The organism is Paenibacillus sp. JDR-2 (assembly GCF_000023585.1).
Classification (GTDB): Bacteria; Bacillota; Bacilli; order Paenibacillales; family Paenibacillaceae; genus Pristimantibacillus.
In genome coordinates this window covers 3,028,127-3,046,095 of the sequence record NC_012914.1, presented here as the reverse complement: position 1 = coordinate 3,046,095, position 17,969 = coordinate 3,028,127, and the positions used below count along the sequence as shown (strand labels likewise).

Genomic DNA, 17,969 nt, shown 5'->3' with positions numbered 1-17,969 from the left:
GAAAGCCCCCGCTTGCTGCGGCTGGTTGGTCAACCAGCCATCGCTTACGGAGGCTTAGCTTGCATCTATCGTTCTACTTTTTCAACGTTGAAATATTGCGCTTCCGGATGGGCGAATACCATCGCGGATACGGATGCTTCCGGCTCCATCATGAAGCCCTCCGTCAATTCTACGCCGATATCTTCCGGCTTCATAAGCTCGAAGAGAGGCCCCTGGTCTTCCAGATTTGGACATGCCGGATATCCGAAGGATACTCGAATACCTTGATAACGCGCGCCAAATCGCTGCTTCATCGTCATCGTCGCCGGATCCGGGTAGCCCCAAATATCCCGCATCATATGGTGGACGCGTTCCGCCATTGCTTCGGCTACCTCTAAGGCCACCGACTGCAAAGCATGCGAGCGAAGATAATCGCCGTTTTCCTTCCACTCGTTTGCCAGATCGCGTATGCCTTGACCGGCTGTAACGACAAGGAAACCGACATAATCCATGATACCGCTATCCACCGGCTTCAGATAATCCGCCAGACAAAGGAATGGCTCTACCTGCTGGCGCGGGAACGTGAACCGTTTGATCTCCTTCGCATGATCCTGAGGATCATAAATGATGATATCATTGCCGGAAGATTGTGCCGGGAAGAACCGGTACATGCCATGTGCCTTAATAATACCGTTTGTTGTACCTTCCTGCAAAATCCCGTCAACGGTTTCTTTCAGTTGTACGGCCTTCTCGTTGCCCTCCTGAAGAAGGTTATCCACGTTACCTTTCAGACCCAGATGATGGCCAAGCAGCATTTGCATGTTCACGTAAGGAATGATATGCGGAATCGGAACGTCGCGCAGGATATGTCTGTCCGTATCCGGCGGGATGTAGACCGGCGCATCCACGGAGATTTTAGATCGTTCAACCCGGGTTAGCTGCGGCTGAGGTTTCTTCTCCTCTTCCGCATCACCGCCGGATTCTTTGTAGATCCGCAATTCTTCTTCCATTCTGCCGCGATGCTCTTTATCCATCAGCTTGTTCGCAAGATCCAGACCGTCCATCGCATCCTTCGCATACAACGTCAAGCCGTCATATTCGGGGCCGATTCTTGTCTTCGTGAATTTACGCGTAAGAGCCGCGCCGCCAACCATGATTGGTGCGGAAATACCCGCGTTGCGCATATCCTGTGCGGTAACGACCATCTGCTGAGCGGATTTTACGAGCAGACCGGATAATCCGATAATGTCGGCATTTTCCTTGCGCTGCGCTTCGATCAGCTGTTCAGGCGGTACTTTGATGCCCAGGTTAATAATTTTGTAACCGTTGTTTGACAAAATAATTTCGACAAGGTTTTTACCGATGTCATGAACATCGCCTTTAACCGTAGCCAGAATGATTTTGCCCTTCACGGAGGATTCATTCTTCTCCATGAACTGTTCCAGGTGGGCTACCGATGCCTTCATTACCTCGGCGCTTTGCAGCACCTCCGCTACGATCAGCTCATTATTGTTAAATAGACGTCCTACCTCTTCCATCCCGCGCATCAACGGGCCGTTGATCACTTCCAGCGCCGTATATTTCTTGAGCGCTATATCGAGGTCAGGAATAAGTCCTTCCTTCGTACCTTCCACGACGTAAGAAGCTAGACGCTCCTCCAGAGAAAGATTCGAGACCTTCTCCTTCTTCACGACTTTCTTCTCGCGGAATGCCGCAACGAATGCAGCAAGCGTATCGTCGTTGGTATTGTAGATGAGATCTTCCGCCAGCTTGCGTTCTTCCTCCGGAATCGAAGCATACCGCTCCAGTTTTTCCGTATTTACGATCGCATAGTCAAGTCCGGCTTTCGTACAGTGGTACAGGTAGACCGAGTTCAGCACCTCGCGGCCCGCATCAGGCAGACCAAACGAGATATTGCTTAGACCCAGAATCGTCTTTGCTTTCGGGAACTTCTCCTTAATCATCCGGATGCCTTCGATCGTCTCAACGGCAGATCCGATATACTGCGGGTCGCCGGAGCCAACCGGGAACATGTTCGGGTCGAATATGATATCTTCCGGATTCATGCCGTATTTATTGACCAGGAGGTTATAAGAACGCTCCGCCACTTCCATCTTCGCTTCACGGGAAACCGCCTGTCCGCGCTCATCGATCAGGATCATGACAACCGCGGCACCGTATTGGTGAATCAGCGGCAGGATCTTCTCGAACTTCGATTCGCCGTCTTCCAGGTTAATCGAGTTAATAATGGCTTTACCTTGCGAATACTTCAGACCAAGCTCGATGATATGGTCGTACGTCGAATCGAGCATTAACGGCACTTTAATTTTCTTCACAACCTGCGGCAGGAACTCATGAACCGCATAAGCTTCATCAATGTCCGTATCCTGCAAGTTGATATCGATAATATGGGCTCCGCCTTTAACCTGGGAACGCGCGATTTCCGAAGCTTCGTCGAACTTGCCTTCTTTAATCAGGCGTTTAAACTTCCGGGATCCGGATATATTGGTCCGTTCGCCGATCATAATCGGACGGTTCTCGTCTTCGATGTATACCGTATCAATACCGGACACAGCTGCCGGATGAGTACCGTACTGTGTACGCGGCGCATAATTCGCCATCGTATCGTACAAGGCTTTAATGTGCGCAGGAGTTGTGCCGCAGCAGCCGCCAGCGATGTTAAGCCAGCCCTGCTCGGCAAATGCCGACATTTTTCGCGCAAGAGATTCAGGAGATTCGTGATAGTGACCATTCTCGTCCGGCAGGCCCGCGTTTGGATAACAGCTGACAGCAGAATCGGCAATCTCGCTCAGCGAACGGATATGGTCTCGCATGAATTCAGGGCCGGTCGCGCAGTTCAGTCCGATCGAAATCGGTTTCAGGTGTTCCAAGGAAATGTAGAAGGATTCAATGGATTGACCGGCGAGCGTGGTGCCCATCGGCTCAATCGTACCCGAAATCATAATTGGAAGCTCGCGGTTCATAGCCGCAAAGGCCTTGCGGATCCCAATGCTTCCCGCTTTAACATTCAAGGTATCCTGCGATGTCTCCAAAAGAATAGCGTCTACGTCGCCTTCGATTAAGGCAACGGTTTGTTCGTAATAACTGTCTACAAGTTCGTCAAAGGTAACGCCGCCGGTTACGGAGAGCGTTTTCGTAGTTGGCCCCAAAGCTCCGGCTACATACCGAGGGCGGTCAGGTGTCGAGAATTTATCCGCCGCGTCTCTTGCCAGCTTGGCAGCAGCAAGGTTAATTTCGCGAGCTTTTTCCGGAATGTCATATTCCGCCAATACGACGCTAGTCGCGCCAAACGTATTGGTTTCCAAAATATCGGCGCCGGCTTCCAGGTACTTCTCATGGATCGTCGAAATAACATCCGGACGCGTTAATACGAGCATTTCATTACAGCCGTCAAGCTCTTCTCCGCCAAAATCATCAGCAGTCAAATCCGCCTGCTGAATCATTGTTCCCATCGCTCCGTCCAGGATGAGTATCCGCTGCTGCATCATTTCTTGTATGGTCGGTTTCAACAAATTTCGTACACCCTTCCTCCGAAAATCATTAACAAATAGTGTAACAGAATAGCCGCACTCTGAAAAGGCAGTCCATCGACATTTGACTACATTTGCTATATAATTGGACTTATCAGTTAATTTCTATAGGGAAAGAGGGATTGAGAATGGCTGAAATCCGCATTCGCAATACTAATGAACGTATTTCTGGAGAACAGAACGTTCGTGAATTTTTAGAAAATCAAGAAGTTCTTTATGAACATTGGGATGCTACTAAACTTCCTGCACATCTTCAAGAGAAATTTGTTCTCTCCGATGAAGAGAAAGCAGAGGTTCTGTCCACCTTCAATGCCGATATTACGGATCTTGCCGCTCGCCGCGGTTACAAAACTTGGGACATCATTACATTATCCGATGCAACTCCAAACCTTGATGAACTGCTGAAGAAATTCGAATCCGTTCATACACATACAGAAGATGAAGTTCGCGCGATTACAGCCGGCAAAGGCATCTTCGTTATCAAAGGTACCGAAGAAGTTGGTTACTTCGATGTTGAACTCGAAGCTGGCGACGTTATCTCCGTTCCGGAGAGAATCCCTCACTTCTTCACTTTGATGGATAACCGCCAAATCGTAGCCGTGCGTCTGTTCATCGAAACAGAAGGCTGGATTGCTCATCCGTTCGAAGACCCTGCTTTCGTTAAATAAAACTTTAAAAAAAGCCCCTCGATCCATCTTCCGATGGCGAGGGGCTTTGTCTTGTCCATTATTGCTCGAGAAGCAACAGCAGTTCTTCCAGATGAGCAATCTCATGCGATGGAATGATTTCGTCATTACGTACCGCACCATGACGGTTCACCCATACGGATGTCATGCCAACCGTATTCGCACCTAGAATATCGGTAGTCAGCTTGTCGCCAACCATAATGCCGTGGTCCGGCTCGATTCCGAGACGCTCCATGGCATGACGGAAGATGGAAGCGGCAGGCTTGCCCTCACCATACTCGCCCGAGATTATGATGTGATCAAAGTAAGGAGTCAGCTCAGGAACGCCGGCAAGCTTCTCGCGCTGCAGATCCGGGGATCCGTTAGTCAGCAGAAGCAGCTTGTACTTTCCTTTAAGCGCATCCAACACGCGGAACGTTTCATCATAGACAAGCGGACGTTTGCGACGTTCCGCAGGGAATTGCTCCGCCAACTTAGCGCCTAGCTCTTCGTTATCCACGCCAAGTGCACGCAGGCCGCGAGTCCAAGCTTCCTTGCGGTAGCCCGGAGCAAGCTGCTCCAGCTTGCGGAACTCTTCCTGCTCGCCTTCGCGGAAATTCGCCCAGAGTCCTTCAAACGGATTAATACCGATCATCTTTGTGAACGGAAACGTCTCATAGGATTCATAAAGAGCACGCGCTTCTTTACGTACGGCTTCTTCAAGCTGCTCCGGATCAACACCGGCAGCTTCCGCACCGGCTTGGCATGTTGCTTCAAATGCTTCTTTTACGCTGCGGTCATCCCACAACAGCGTATCGTCAAGATCAAATAGAACGGCTTGCTTCCCCATAATTCGCATAACTCTCCTACTCTGTTTCTATTTTTGTTCAAAAGGCAAATTGTGTGTTTTGGCGAAATCCTGCAGTCTGCTGCTGATCTCATCCGTAGGATAACGGTTGAGAAGCCGCGAGAATACCCAGTTTGCGCCTTTTTGCTGCATGATAACTACAGCACCGCTCTGAACGCTGATGCCTTTAATGTTGGATACATGCAGCTGCTTGTCCCCCGTCATTTTACGGGTTTGGATATAATCCTTGCCGATTGAAATGTAAGGACGGCGCAAGAAGAAAATAAGCGCCAGGAAAATGTAGCAGCCGATCGTTACCCAGAACATAGACGAAGGTTCAAAGGATGGATCCGTCGTAACGAAAACCGTATACATACTGATCAACAAAATGAGCACAATCGGGAATATGTAGTTGCGACCGGTAAAACGGTCTACCTTGGGTGCTGATGAAGTGCCAATCTGCGATGCTCCGTGCTTTTTACGCGCTTTGTTAATTTGGTTCGTATTTTTGCGCACTTTGCGCTCCCACGTGCGTGACAAGCTTATTCCTCCTATTGTATATTGCAGGCGCCGTTCATGGAACGACGCCAACGCTAGTTATATAGTTGTAAAACCTAATTAATGAGCAACATCGTTTGGATCGCCGTCTACAATCTCAATTGAATCCAACTGCTGGCGGAAATTCCTTTTGAAATTCTCCAAATATTTCTGACGCAATACGGCACGTTCCGCAATTTCCTCTTCAGTCAAACCTACCGTTTTATTTTTACGGGATAATTCATTAATTCGCGCGATGACTTCTTCCACTGCCTTCACCTCATTTGCTTATTACTCATCCTTCTTACCTATTTTGACTTTTAACGCGAGCAATTGTCAAGGCAATGATGGAAGAATGATAAAAGGACAGGTAATTTCGAACATCCTGTGTCCGAATTACCTGTCCTTTCGATTATTTAGACTATTGAGGAATAATTAATACCTGTCCTGGCCGAAGCTCTACCGAGCTTAATTGGTTACGTTCCTTAATCTTGTATATGTACTGTCTAATGTCCTTGGAACCCTCAGTAAAACGATCTGCAATTCCCCACAACGTATCCCCCGCCGTAACAATTACCGTCTGCTCATTAGCTGCAGCCTCTTGAATATGATTGGACGATGCATTTGTACGCATCATGAGGAAGCTGGTAAAAAGAAGAATGAACACTGCAGCACAAACAATAAGTTTAAAAGCATGACGCTGAATTTGTTGACCCCGCAGTATGAACGATTTAGCGGCTTCTTCCTTATGGATACTTTTATAAAAAGACGGATTCATGATCATTATTATCGCTCCCCGAACGTTTGTTCTGTTTTCTTATGCCCCAAGAATAACACGAACAAATGTTTGCAGTCAATAAAAAATGCGAACTTTTGTTTTTAAGAACTTATGTTTGTACGAACTCCGGTTCTATGCTATAATTTTCTTCAAATATTATATTGGAGTGATTCACGTGTCTAAGATTTCGAACCGCCAACAGTCGATTCTTGAATTTATTAAGAATGAGGTTCGGGACAAAGGATATCCGCCATCTGTTCGCGAAATCGGCGAAGCGGTTGGCCTGGCGTCAAGCTCCACCGTTCACGGCCATCTGGATCGGCTAGAGAAGAAAGGCCTGATCAGACGAGATCCAACGAAACCTCGGGCGATCGAAATTTTGGATCAAGACGGTGTTGACGGCATTATCCTCCCCGCTGTGGCTCAAGTGCCAATCGTCGGCAAAGTAACGGCAGGCGTGCCGATTACGGCGACTGAGAATATTGAAGAGTACTTCCCGTTATCCGCACATTTCGTAGGCGACGATGAAGTATTCATCCTGAATGTCATGGGCGACAGCATGATTGAAGCCGGCATACATAACGGCGACTATGTTATTGTCCGCCAGCAGCAGACCGCCAACAACGGCGATATCGTAGTAGCCATGACGGAAGATGACGAAGCGACGGTTAAGACCTTCTACAAAGAGAAGGATCATATCCGCCTCCAGCCTGAGAACTCTACAATGGAGCCGATCCGTTTGAACAATGTGACCATTCTTGGTAAAGTAGTTGGCTTGTTCCGTGACTTCCACTAATCTTTTTAGCATAAAAGAGGCTGTTCCCCCTAATCCGATTTCAAATTCGGTTAGGGAGAACAGCCTCTTTTTATTTTCCTGATTATGGTATTATCATATGACTTAATCTTTTTGTCATGAGGTGGTTAAGAGTGAAGAAGAAATTAACGAGATCCTTATTCGATAAATCCATATCCGGAGTTTGCGGTGGAATTGCCGAATACTTCAATCTTTCCTCCTTGTTTGTAAGACTGCTGTTCCTCCTCTTTATCCCCTGCAATCTTATCGTGTACATCATTCTTGCGAACGTTATTCCCGCCAGCCCGCCATCGTTGATTAGGAGATAGAAAAAAATCCCCGGACGCTTAGAGCGCCAAGGGATTTCCTTCCTAGTACAGCGTCAGATACTGATCGCGTTCCCATTGATGAACTTGTGTTTTGTACATGTCCCATTCAATTTCTTTCAGCTCATAGAAGTGAGCCAGAGCGTGTTCGCCCAGTGCATCGCAGATAACGTCGCTGCGTAGCATTTCGTCGAGCGCTTCCTTCAGATCGGAAGGAAGGCTTGGCACGCCGGATTCCAAACGCTCTTCTTCCGTCATGATGTAGATGTTGCGATCTACAGGCGCCGGAAGCGCCGTTTTGTTCTTGATGCCGTCAAGGCCGGCTTTCAGCATTACGGCAAGAGCCAAATAAGGGTTAGCTGCCGGATCCGGGTTTCGAACCTCGATACGCGTGCTAAGACCACGGGATGCCGGGATACGGATCATTGGCGAACGGTTGCTCGCCGACCAAGCTACGTAGCAAGGTGCTTCATAACCTGGAACCATTCGTTTGTACGAGTTGATTGTAGGGTTCGTAATAGCCGCCATCGCACGAGCATGCTCGAGAATACCCGCCATGTAGTAACGTGCGGTTTGGCTAAGACCCAAACGATCCTTCTCTTCATAGAATACGTTAGTGCTGCCTTGGAAGAGCGATTGGTGACAGTGCATACCCGAACCGTTTACCCCAAATAGCGGTTTCGGCATGAAGGTAGCATGGAGGCCATGCTGTCTAGCAATCGTCTTAACAACAAGCTTAAACGTTTGAATTTGGTCTGCGGCTTTGATCGCATCCGCGTATTTAAAGTCGATTTCGTGCTGACCTGGAGCAACTTCATGGTGGGAAGCTTCAATCTCGAAGCCCATCTCTTCCAGCGTCAGTACGATTTCACGGCGGCAGTTCTCGCCCATGTCCATTGGCGCAAGGTCGAAGTATCCGCCTTGGTCATTCAGCTCGGTTGTAGGCTCGCCGCGTTCATCCGTCTTGAACAGGAAGAATTCCGGTTCCGGACCAACGTTCATCGCCGTAAAGCCCATTTCTTCCGCTTCTTGCAGCGCACGCTTCAGAATACCGCGCGGGTCGCCTGCAAACGGAGTGCCGTCAGGCATATAAATATCGCAGATCAGACGGGCAACGCGGTCTTGCGCAACCCATGGGAATACTACCCAAGTATCCAAATCAGGGTATAAGTACATGTCAGATTCTTCGATACGAACGTAACCTTCAATGGAAGATCCGTCAAACATCATTTTATTATCCAATGCTTTATCAAGCTGGCTTACCGGAATCTCTACGTTTTTGATCGTACCGAGCAAATCGGTAAATTGAAGACGGATAAATCGAACGTTCTGTTCCTCCGCAATGCGTTTAATATCCTCTTTTGTGTAGCTCACAGCATTCATCTCCTTTAAAAGAATTGCGAAGCTATTCTTACTTCGAAAGCATCAACCTAAAGAATTGTGAAGCAATTCTTGCTTCGTAAGCATCAGCCAAAGAATTGCGAAGCTATTCTTACTTCGAAAGCATACGCTTTACCCTGTTCGTTTAATTAAAAGGACATGCTAACGCTTGTTCAAGAAACGGGACAACTGACCTTGAATAAGCGAAGCCTGGCCAGGACGTTTCTCCAGCAATTGCTGCTTGAGAAGGCGGTGCAGCTGCGCGTCGGAAAGCTCCTTGCGCTTCACTTCGGACTGCTCGCTTACGATTGTTGCATCGTCCGATTCTTTTGAAACCGGATTCATGACTTGCTTAATGCCGGCGATATTAACGCCTTTTTCGATCAACGCCTTAATTTCCAATAACCGTTCCACATCATTAAAAGAGAACAGTCGCTGGTTGCCCGCCGTTCTGGCGGGAACAATCAATTCATGCTGCTCATAATAACGAATTTGACGCGCCGTTAGATCCGTCAGCTTCATTACGATACCGATCGGAAATAAGGCCATGTTTCTACGAATATCGTCACCCATGTCGCATCAACCTTCCAGTCGCTCATTTATACACCTATCATAACGCCCTACCAAAAACGTGTCAAGGTGTGTTAGGTTTAATTACGTTTAATTGTGATAAGCCCGTTGTCTATGAGTCGACGTAACGCTGTAAGAACACCAAACTTCGCATGGGCAAACGTCAAACCGCCTTGCATATAAGCGATATAAGGCTCACGGATAGGTGCATCCGCAGACAATTCAAGACTTCCGCCCTGAATAAATGTCCCAGCTGCCATAATAACCGGATGCTCATAACCCGGCATGTCCCATGGCTCAGGCACAACATGCGAATCTACCGCCGCAGCCTTCTGAATGCCCTGTACAAAAGCAATCAACTGCTCCGCACCGCCAAAACGGACAGCCTGTATGAGATCTGTACGAGGCTCGGACCAATGAGGTTTCGTCTCAAAGCCAAGCTGTTCAAACATTGCTGATGCAAAGACGCTTCCCTTAACAGCTTGTCCAACCAGATGCGGTGCCAGGAACAAGCCTTGATAAATACCTCGCAGCGTGTCCAACATCGCGCCAACTTCGCCTCCGATGCCAGGTGCAGTAAGTCGGAAAGCGGCTTGCTCCACGGCAGCGGCAGTACCAACGATATATCCCCCGGTCGAAGCAAGACCGCCTCCCGGATTTTTGATAAGCGAGCCCGCCATGAGATCAACGCCAACCTGGGTTGGTTCAAGAAGCTCGGTAAATTCCCCGTAGCAGTTATCAACGAATACAAGCACATCCGGCTTGATCTGTTTCACGCGCTGAACCATATCACCGATCTCGGCAACTGTAAATGAAGCTCTCCAGCTGTAGCCTCTCGAACGCTGAATGCCGATAACCTTCGTCCGTTCGTTAATGCTTGCTTCAATAGCGGCCCAATCGAGACTTCCGTCTTCGTGCAGAGCTACTTCGTTATAACGAACGCCCCAATCCTGCAGGGAGCCTGTCCCGTCTCCGGGCTTGCCAATTACCTTGTGCAGCGTATCATACGGCTTGCCTGTAATGTACAGCAATTCATCCCACGGCCGGAGCACGCCAAATAACGCGCACCCGATGGTGTGCGTACCAGATACGAAATGCGGACGCACAAGCGCCGCTTCTGCTCCAAATACATCCGCGTAGACCAGATCAAGCACTTCGCGGCCCCGGTCATTGTAGCCATACCCCGTTGAGCCGGTAAAATGAAAATCGCTGACCTGATGCCGCTGAAACGCACGGATCACCTTCCACTGATTTTTTTCGGCAATACGGTCAATGGAACGAAGCTGGCCTGCTGCCAGCTCCTCCGCTCCGTCCGCTAATTTTTCAAGTTCGTTCCATATGGATTCATTGTCTTCTTGCATTTTGTAACTCATTCTAAGCCTGTCTCTCCCTTAAGTTAACATAACCTAATTCTATTATTCTAAATACGGCTGAAGCTTATAACCGTTTTGTTCATAAGCCTGGCGGCTTACCTGCACGGTCAGACGCAAGGATTCACCATCCTCGCTCACATCATTGCCCACTACTTCCCCGCTGCGGTACGCAAGCGCAATGAGGTCGCCGCGATCGGCCGGCAGGGTAAAGGTAACCGTGTCACCGGTCAATTTATCCTGAATTTTATTCCGCACCAGCTCAAGATCATCTTTTTGATAAGCGCTGATAACAAGCGTATCCGTGCCTGATGTCGGCAATTCCACATGATTTACTTCACATAGATCTTTTTTATTATAGATCGTTAAGCTAGCCGTACCCGCAGCTCCAAGATCGCCAAGAATCTGTTCCACAACTCTCATCTGCTCCTCGCGCATTGGCGAGCTGCCGTCAACGACATGGAGCACCAGATCAGCCTCAAGCACTTCCTCCAGCGTCGCGCGGAACGCCGCCACAAGGTCATGAGGAAGGTTCTGAATAAAACCAACCGTATCCGTCAAAACAACCTCGCGGCCGTTTGGCAGTTCAAGCGTACGGGAAGTCGGATCAAGAGTGGCGAACAGCTGATTCTCAACGTAAACATCAGCGCTTGTCAGCTCCCGGAGCAGCGTAGATTTCCCGGCATTCGTATAGCCTACGAGCGCAACCTGAATAACGCCGGATTTCTTCCTTCTCTCCCGGTGCAGCTTGCGGTGGCGGACCACTTCATCCAGCTGTGCCTTCAGATCGGTAATACGGCCTCTAATATGCCGCCGGTCTGTCTCTAGCTTGGATTCACCGGGGCCTCTTGTTCCGATCCCGCCGCCAAGCCGCGACAGATTCTTGCCGTGGCCCGACAAACGCGGAAGCAAATAGCTGAGCTGTGCCAGCTCAACCTGAATGATCCCTTCGCGCGTCTTCGCCCGTTGCGCGAAAATATCCAAAATAAGCTGCGTCCGGTCCACAATCTTCAGATCCAGCGTTTCTTCCAGATTCCGAACCTGCGCACCGGACAGCTCTTGGTCAAAAATCGCCGTGGTTGCTCCCAATTCGTCGGCGATTGCTCTTAATTCTTCGACCTTCCCCTTGCCAATAAACCACTTAGTATCGGGAGCTTCTTTATTTTGCACCATCGTAGTCAGCACTTCGGTCCCCGCCGTCTCGGCAAGCGCAACCAGCTCTTCGAGCGAATGCTCCGGGTCGCTAATGCCACGCTTAATATTAGGGGTAACCAGGCTGACCAATACGGCGCGTTCCAGCATGGTAGCCGTCGTATTAAATGTTTTCTCTCGCATGTTTTCTCCTTCTAGAGTGGAGTTATTTCGTTTCCCATTTGAAGTCCTCCGGCTTAATCGCCATCAGCTCCTGCTTGGGGGGAATACTGTTTGAATATTGATTCAGCAGCCTGACAGCCTGATAACGGATTGATTTCTCAATAATATTCCGCACGTATCTGGCGTTGCTGAAAGAGAAAATGTCGCTCATCTTCTCTTGAATCAAATACTGTCTTAACTTAAATATGGACTGCGGCATTAGATTATAGTCGCGTTCCTTCGCCATCAGCTCTGAAATTTGGATCAATTGGTCAATCGAATAGTCGGGAAAATCGATTTGGATCGGAAAGCGTGAGGGAAGACCGGGATTCGTAAGCAGAAAATGATCAATCTCCGCCGGATATCCCGCCAAGATCAGCACAAACTGATTGCGGTGATCCTCCATCGCTTTCACGAGCGTATCAATAGCTTCTTTGCCGAAATCCTTCTCTCCGCCCCGAGCAAGGCTGTACGCTTCGTCCACGAACAGAACGCCGCCAATCGCTTTCCGTACCATATCCCGTGTTTTCTGAGCCGTATGTCCGATATATTCGCCAACCAGATCAGCCCGCTCCACTTCGATAAGATGCCCCTTCGAGAGCACCCCCATCTTCTGGAACAGTTTAGCCACAATTCTGGCTATGGTTGTCTTGCCGGTCCCAGGGTTCCCTTTAAAGATCATATGGTAGACATGAGAACCGCCGGACAAGCCGGCCTCCGAACGCATACGGGTTATATATAAAAGCGCATAGACTTCATAAATAAGGGCTTTCACATTGTCCATGCCAACCATCGGCTCAAGCTCTTTCTGGATATCGGCAAAATGGTCTCCCGGCGGGAGCGGCTTGACGGCCGGCAGAGGTTCATTATCGACCACAGGCGCAGATGCCGTCATTTGGACCGGTTCCTGGCTTCTCAACACCACATTAATTTGACGGGACGGCCTCGCTCCGTTATTCGATCCCGACATGACATGTCCGCTCATCTATTGCATCACCTATCCTTCGCACCGTCACTAGCGTTTGGCATGCCGGTAAGATAAGCCCGGCATATCCCGCTTCTAACAAGTGTATTCTACCGGAATCGGTCATATTAACAGAATTTATTACGGATAGTCGGGAGAACGGTAACCAAAATGCAGGAGGACGGCATCCGCCTTCCACTTGGCGTACGCCAGCACTTCGCGTGACTGGTTCTTGAAAGGACTCAGCACTTCGGAATGAAAAGCTGCCGCCGTTACGTTCTCATAATCGAGATAACGGGCCATCTCCATCGCCCTTGGCGCATGATAGTCGTGGGTCACCACTAGTAGCTTATTCAAGCCATGCTCTGCGGCAATGACTTTACTGTTTAGCAGATTCTCGTATGTACTCCGCGCCGCATTGTCCAGGAGCATCTTATCTGCCGGAATTCCCTTAGCTAGCAGATACGCTTTCATCCCTTGCGCTTCTGTCAGCTTGGATCCATTGCGATCAAGGCCTCCACTCAAGATAAACATGTTTACCTTGCCGTCTTTATACAGCTTGTCCGCAAAATCGAGACGCTCTTTTAATGCCGGACTTGGCTTGTCCGACCACAGAGAAGCGCCAAGCACAATAGCGGCATCAGCTTGTTCGATCGGTTTGGAATCATCGTAGCTGTTAATCAGCCATAACAAATAACCGCAGCACAATACCCCTAGCAGACACAATCCAACAAAGAGACGAAACAGGAGCAGCCCGCGCCGTTTGCGTGACTTGCTCCCCGTCTGAACAATACTTTTCATGATTCTCTTAGCTCTCTCTCCGTCAAGCTTTTGCGATGCTTCAAGCTGAGCGTGAAATACCGGAACCTGCCGTTCCGGATACTGGAAAGCAATCTCCCTGCTGTCTTGCGGGCGAGCGCCGCTTCTTTCCCTGTTACCTCTCCGTCACGGAGAGCTTCCTCCAGCTCATCCTCATCGAGAAGAAAAACTTCCCCGCTTGGCAGTACAACCACATCCAGATAAAGGTCGTCAAACCAAGGCACATGCTGATCTGTCAGCCCCTGTGTTTTGCAAATATCAATGTACCATTGCACCACTCGGCCCTTATCGTCAAACATCGTTGTTACGACAAAATGCTCGCCCCGCGGAAAATGCTGCATCCATAAATACCCGCGGTCCGCCAGACATAAACGCCGCCCGTTATATTCCTTCCAAAGCGGCTCACGCAACTCATGAATCCGGTAGAACGTAACTAGACCTTTGAATTCATCATTGTCGAGTGCCAGACAATTGTAGCTTTTGCGTATAATGCGACGCCAGTTTGCCCGGTCTGAAAATTTTCGTTTCATACGGAACGTACCTTTCCGTTGAGATAAGCCTTTAATACATGGCTTTCGATGATGATGGATAGCGTTGTAAAAAGCTTACCATAACTTAACGCTCTTCTCCAGCACGCATGAAAAATAAACCAAGCTTTTCACAGGTTTTAGTTGCCGGACAGGCATAAAACAAAGAACGGGACAAAGCGGACGAACCGCTTTATCCCGTTTGTACCAGCCTATCTTTACGTCTCCACGATTGTAACTGATTTGATAATGACCTTATCTTTCGGTACATGCTTGTCGTTTACCGGTGTCTTCGCAATTTCCAGAACCGTATCCATTCCGGTGTCAACCTTGCCAAAGATGGAATACGTAGGTGTCTGGTTCAGATTCAAAGAGTCAGGTCCCGTACAGATAAAAAACTGACTGCCTCCCGAATTCGGCTTCCCGCCGTTCATCATGGCCATGATACCCGGTTCGAATTTCAGGCTGGTATCAAATTCATCCGGTATCGAGTAGCCGGGATTGCCTGTTCCATCGCCCTTAGGATCTCCGCCTTGAATCATAAACGATTCGATAATGCTGTTAAACGTAAGGCCATCGTAATATCCGTTACGCGCAAGAAATACAAAATTGTTGACCGTTACCGGCGATTCCTCCGCGTATAGCTTTACGGTGAAATCGCCTTTGCTGGTCGAAAACTTCGCGGTGTACTGCTTGTTTAGACTGATCGACATCTCCGGCATCTTATCCCATTTCAGTCCGGACGAGCCGCTAGATGATCCGCAGCTGGTTAACAATACGGCTACTGCTGCGATGATGATGATGCTCCAGCTAAACTTCCCCAGCTTGCCCATATCCTAAGTCCAGCTCCTTACGCTTTGCCGCCTGCACTTCCGGCTTCGTTTTTATCAGTGGTTCCCTTACCCGTTACCGTACCGTTCCCGGTGCCGGGATCGGTCGATTCGACCGGTCCTCCCGCACCTTGGTCAGGGCCCACAGTTCCGTTGCCATTTCCGTTGCCTGTTCCGTTCCCGTTATTTCCAGGGCCCGGCGACACCGTACCTCCATTGCCAGGCGTCTCCGACTCGACCGGCTGATTCGGATCCGTGGATGGCGGAGGCGATATTTCTCCTCCGTTATTGCCGTCGCCCGGAAGCTCGCCGTCAGACGGCTGATCCGGCTCCATAGGCTGTTCCGGAATATCCACTTCGGTCTCCGGCACGTCAATCGTAATTGTCTCCGAAGGCTTGCTTTCCTTATCTTCTTCCGAGTTATAGGCAACAACGTAGTATTGATATTTCATGCCAGGGAAGACGGTCATATCGTCTACCGTTGGATTAGCTACGTCTACGAATACGGAGAATTGCGATTGCTCCGAGTCTTTGCGGTATACGCGATAAGTTACGCCTTTGCTGTTTTCCGGCGCAGTCCAGGATAACTGAACCTTCGCCTGGTCTTCCAGGAACACCGCATTAAAGTTCGTTACCGGCGCTTGCTCCTTCACTTCCTGCTTGATGCCTTCAGGCTGCTTGAACGAGGACTTCGGTACGTTCTTCATCGCCTGCTTCATTACCTTGCCGAACATTGCGGCAGCCTGCGAGCTGCTCTTTTTGATGACATGCTGCTTGTCGGTTTTATCATAGCCCATCCAGACGGCAGCGGTCCATTCCGGCGTGTAGCCCACGAACCAGGCATCCCTGTTCGCACTGGAGTTAAAGTTAGGAATACCGTGTTGGGACGTTCCCGTTTTGCCCGCTACCGGACGGTCAATTCGGGCTCCCGTCCCCGTACCGCCGCTTTCGAGAACGGTCTGCATCATCTGAGTCATATACCAGGCTGTCTCCGGCTTCATCAGCTGCTTCGCAGCCGGCGCGTGGTACGTATATACCTTCTTATTCGCAGCGGTCTCAATCTTCGTAATCGTATGAGGATCAACCGATTTGCCGCCGTTTGCGAATACGCTGTAGGCTTCCGCCATTTGCATCGGCGTTACCCCTTGAGTCAGACCGCCGAGCGCAATCGCAAGGTTGCGGTCTTCCGGAGCCAGCTCGATGCCTAGCTTCTTGGCAAAGGCAATACCATTGCCGATTCCAACCTGGTTAAGCGTCCATACGGCCGCCAGGTTGCGGGATTCCTTAATCGCCTGCTGCATCGTTACCGGTGCCGCGCCGTGCGGATCCCTTGGGCAATAGTCTCCAAAGCATTTTTGCGAATCCTGATTAAGAACCGTCCAAGGATAATAGTCCCCGGATTCCAGCGCAGGACCGTAAGATACGATCGGTTTAAACGAAGAACCAGGCTGACGCTTGACCTCGACGCGGTTAAGTCCTTTACGGACGTAATCACGTCCTCCGGACATCGCCTGAATGGTTCCGTCGCGATGGTCCATGATAATCATGGCGCCTTGCGCCTTCTGATCATCCGGGCTTTTCTCGAAGTTGCTGTCATCCGCGAATTCTTTCTCGACCGCTTGCTGCGCTGTCGTGTTGAGAGACGTATAAATGCGGTAGCCGCCAATACGAAGCTCGTCCTCGGTCATTCCAGGCATAACTTTAACCGCTTCTTCGATTACGTAATCGACATAAGCTTTGTAAGGATCGCTTTTCTTTTGATCGATGTTAGCCGGCGGCTCATAAACAACCGCTTTCGCTTCCTCCATCTCCTGCTGCGTGATCAGTTTTTGATCATACATCAGCTTCAAAACGACGGCCCGCCGTGTCATCGAAGATTCGGGGTCATTAATCGGATTGTAGCGGTTTGGCGCTTTCGGCATTCCCGCAAGCGTTGCGATCTGCCATAGCTTCAAATCTTTAAGATCCGTATCGAAATAATAATCCGCGGCGCCTTTGATACCGTAGATCCCTTTACCGAAAGTAATCCGATTCAGGTACATCGTCAAAATTTCCTGCTTGGAATATTTATTCTCAAGCGCTACCGCGATGGAAGCCTCCGTCGCTTTGCGGAAGAAGGTTTTGTCTGCGGTCAAAAATATATTTTTCGCCAGCTGCTGGGTGATGGTACTTGCGCCTTCCACTTTGCTTCTCGCGATAACGTCCTTCACTACGGCACGTCCAATGGAGAAGAAGTCAATCCCGGAATGCTCGTAGAACCTCTGATCCTCCGTCGCAACGAAAGCATCAAGGAGCAGCTTCGGCATCTCGTCGTATTCGGCAATTTCCCTGTTCGCGCTAGCGTCGTACAACTTAGTAACCTCTTTGCCGTCCGCATCGTATATAATGGACGCTTCGCCGAGTTCAAGTTTATCTGCATTTTCCGTCAAGATCCGTTCGCCATTCAAGGTAATAAACAAATAACCGATGATTCCGCAGACGATCGCAAACACGATGGTGAAGAAAAATGCAAAAAACCATTTACGGGGCGTCATTCTTTTCTTTTTCTTGACGGTCCCTCGCTTCATCTCCTTTTGTTTGCTTCGTCTTGGTTGTTCAGCCATTAGGTTCCCTCCAGTTGTTCCAAAATCTGTTTCTCTACCCTTCAATATACCCCGGAATGAAAAGAACAACCCTGCTG

At 49.4% G+C, this 17,969-nt stretch carries 17 protein-coding genes; 3 read left to right on the top strand and 14 right to left on the bottom strand.

The genetic code is table 11. The annotated features are described in order from the left end of the window. Positions 1-65 precede the first annotated feature (65 nt). The gene (metH, locus tag PJDR2_RS13325) at positions 66-3,512 is read right to left on the bottom strand and encodes a methionine synthase (RefSeq protein ID WP_015844225.1); all 3,447 of its coding nucleotides are present in this window, start codon (positions 3,510-3,512) and stop codon (positions 66-68) included. 146 nt (positions 3,513-3,658) lie between these two features. Between metH and PJDR2_RS13320 the strand changes: the two genes are divergently transcribed. Continuing rightward, on the top strand, positions 3,659-4,198 hold the full coding sequence (locus PJDR2_RS13320) for a 1,2-dihydroxy-3-keto-5-methylthiopentene dioxygenase (RefSeq protein ID WP_015844224.1): 540 nt from the start codon (positions 3,659-3,661) through the stop codon (positions 4,196-4,198). Positions 4,199-4,256: 58 nt separating this feature from the next. On the opposite strand, the gene PJDR2_RS13315 is transcribed toward PJDR2_RS13320, so the two are convergent. The 4 genes from PJDR2_RS13315 to PJDR2_RS13300 form a co-directional block, all read right to left on the bottom strand. Beyond that, entirely contained in the window at positions 4,257-5,045 is a 789-nt protein-coding gene (locus tag PJDR2_RS13315; protein WP_041613438.1) for an HAD family hydrolase, read from the bottom strand. 27 nt (positions 5,046-5,072) lie between these two features. Further along, positions 5,073-5,582: a hypothetical protein gene (locus PJDR2_RS13310; protein WP_015844222.1), complete on the bottom strand. Its 510-nt coding sequence runs from the start codon at positions 5,580-5,582 to the stop codon at positions 5,073-5,075. A 78-nt stretch (positions 5,583-5,660) separates the two neighbouring features. Continuing rightward, positions 5,661-5,849: a DUF896 domain-containing protein gene (locus PJDR2_RS13305; protein ID WP_015844221.1), complete on the bottom strand. Its 189-nt coding sequence runs from the start codon at positions 5,847-5,849 to the stop codon at positions 5,661-5,663. Between the two features lie 151 nt (positions 5,850-6,000). Beyond that, positions 6,001-6,363, bottom strand: coding sequence for a LysM peptidoglycan-binding domain-containing protein (locus tag PJDR2_RS13300; RefSeq protein ID WP_015844220.1), 363 nt, complete (start codon positions 6,361-6,363; stop codon positions 6,001-6,003). Between the two features lie 169 nt (positions 6,364-6,532). Here PJDR2_RS13300 and lexA point away from each other — a divergent pair, with 169 nt between their 5' ends. Together lexA and PJDR2_RS32460 are read left to right on the top strand one after the other, a co-directional pair. After that, a complete protein-coding gene (gene lexA, locus PJDR2_RS13295; RefSeq protein WP_015844219.1) occupies positions 6,533-7,153 on the top strand; it encodes a transcriptional repressor LexA in 621 nt (206 codons plus the stop codon). A gap of 116 nt (positions 7,154-7,269) precedes the next feature. Beyond that, entirely contained in the window at positions 7,270-7,479 is a 210-nt protein-coding gene (locus PJDR2_RS32460; RefSeq protein WP_322597433.1) for a PspC domain-containing protein, read from the top strand. A 42-nt stretch (positions 7,480-7,521) separates the two neighbouring features. Here PJDR2_RS32460 and glnA read toward each other — a convergent pair whose 3' ends face one another. The 9 genes from glnA to PJDR2_RS13250 all read right to left on the bottom strand — a co-directional run bounded on the left by glnA (position 7,522) and on the right by PJDR2_RS13250 (position 17,892). Continuing rightward, on the bottom strand, positions 7,522-8,850 hold the full coding sequence (glnA, locus tag PJDR2_RS13290) for a type I glutamate--ammonia ligase (protein ID WP_015844217.1): 1,329 nt from the start codon (positions 8,848-8,850) through the stop codon (positions 7,522-7,524). Between the two features lie 168 nt (positions 8,851-9,018). After that, positions 9,019-9,429: a MerR family transcriptional regulator gene (locus PJDR2_RS13285; protein WP_015844216.1), complete on the bottom strand. Its 411-nt coding sequence runs from the start codon at positions 9,427-9,429 to the stop codon at positions 9,019-9,021. A gap of 77 nt (positions 9,430-9,506) precedes the next feature. Next, positions 9,507-10,799, bottom strand: coding sequence for an aminotransferase class I/II-fold pyridoxal phosphate-dependent enzyme (locus tag PJDR2_RS13280; protein ID WP_015844215.1), 1,293 nt, complete (start codon positions 10,797-10,799; stop codon positions 9,507-9,509). 42 nt (positions 10,800-10,841) lie between these two features. After that, the gene (gene hflX / locus PJDR2_RS13275; protein ID WP_015844214.1) at positions 10,842-12,131 is read right to left on the bottom strand and encodes a GTPase HflX; all 1,290 of its coding nucleotides are present in this window, start codon (positions 12,129-12,131) and stop codon (positions 10,842-10,844) included. Positions 12,132-12,153: 22 nt separating this feature from the next. After that, the gene (locus PJDR2_RS13270; RefSeq protein ID WP_015844213.1) at positions 12,154-13,134 is read right to left on the bottom strand and encodes an AAA family ATPase; all 981 of its coding nucleotides are present in this window, start codon (positions 13,132-13,134) and stop codon (positions 12,154-12,156) included. 120 nt (positions 13,135-13,254) lie between these two features. After that, the gene (locus PJDR2_RS13265) at positions 13,255-13,914 is read right to left on the bottom strand and encodes a YdcF family protein (protein ID WP_015844212.1); all 660 of its coding nucleotides are present in this window, start codon (positions 13,912-13,914) and stop codon (positions 13,255-13,257) included. Next, positions 13,911-14,462 (bottom strand): DUF402 domain-containing protein, encoded by a 552-nt coding sequence (locus PJDR2_RS13260; protein WP_015844211.1) that lies wholly within the window; start codon positions 14,460-14,462, stop codon positions 13,911-13,913. Before PJDR2_RS13260 ends, PJDR2_RS13265 begins: the two co-directional genes overlap by 4 nt. A 215-nt stretch (positions 14,463-14,677) precedes the next feature. Further along, a complete protein-coding gene (locus tag PJDR2_RS13255) occupies positions 14,678-15,292 on the bottom strand; it encodes a peptidylprolyl isomerase (RefSeq protein ID WP_015844210.1) in 615 nt (204 codons plus the stop codon). A gap of 17 nt (positions 15,293-15,309) precedes the next feature. After that, positions 15,310-17,892 (bottom strand): penicillin-binding protein 1A, encoded by a 2,583-nt coding sequence (locus PJDR2_RS13250; RefSeq protein WP_015844209.1) that lies wholly within the window; start codon positions 17,890-17,892, stop codon positions 15,310-15,312. Between the last annotated feature and the right edge of the window lie 77 nt (positions 17,893-17,969).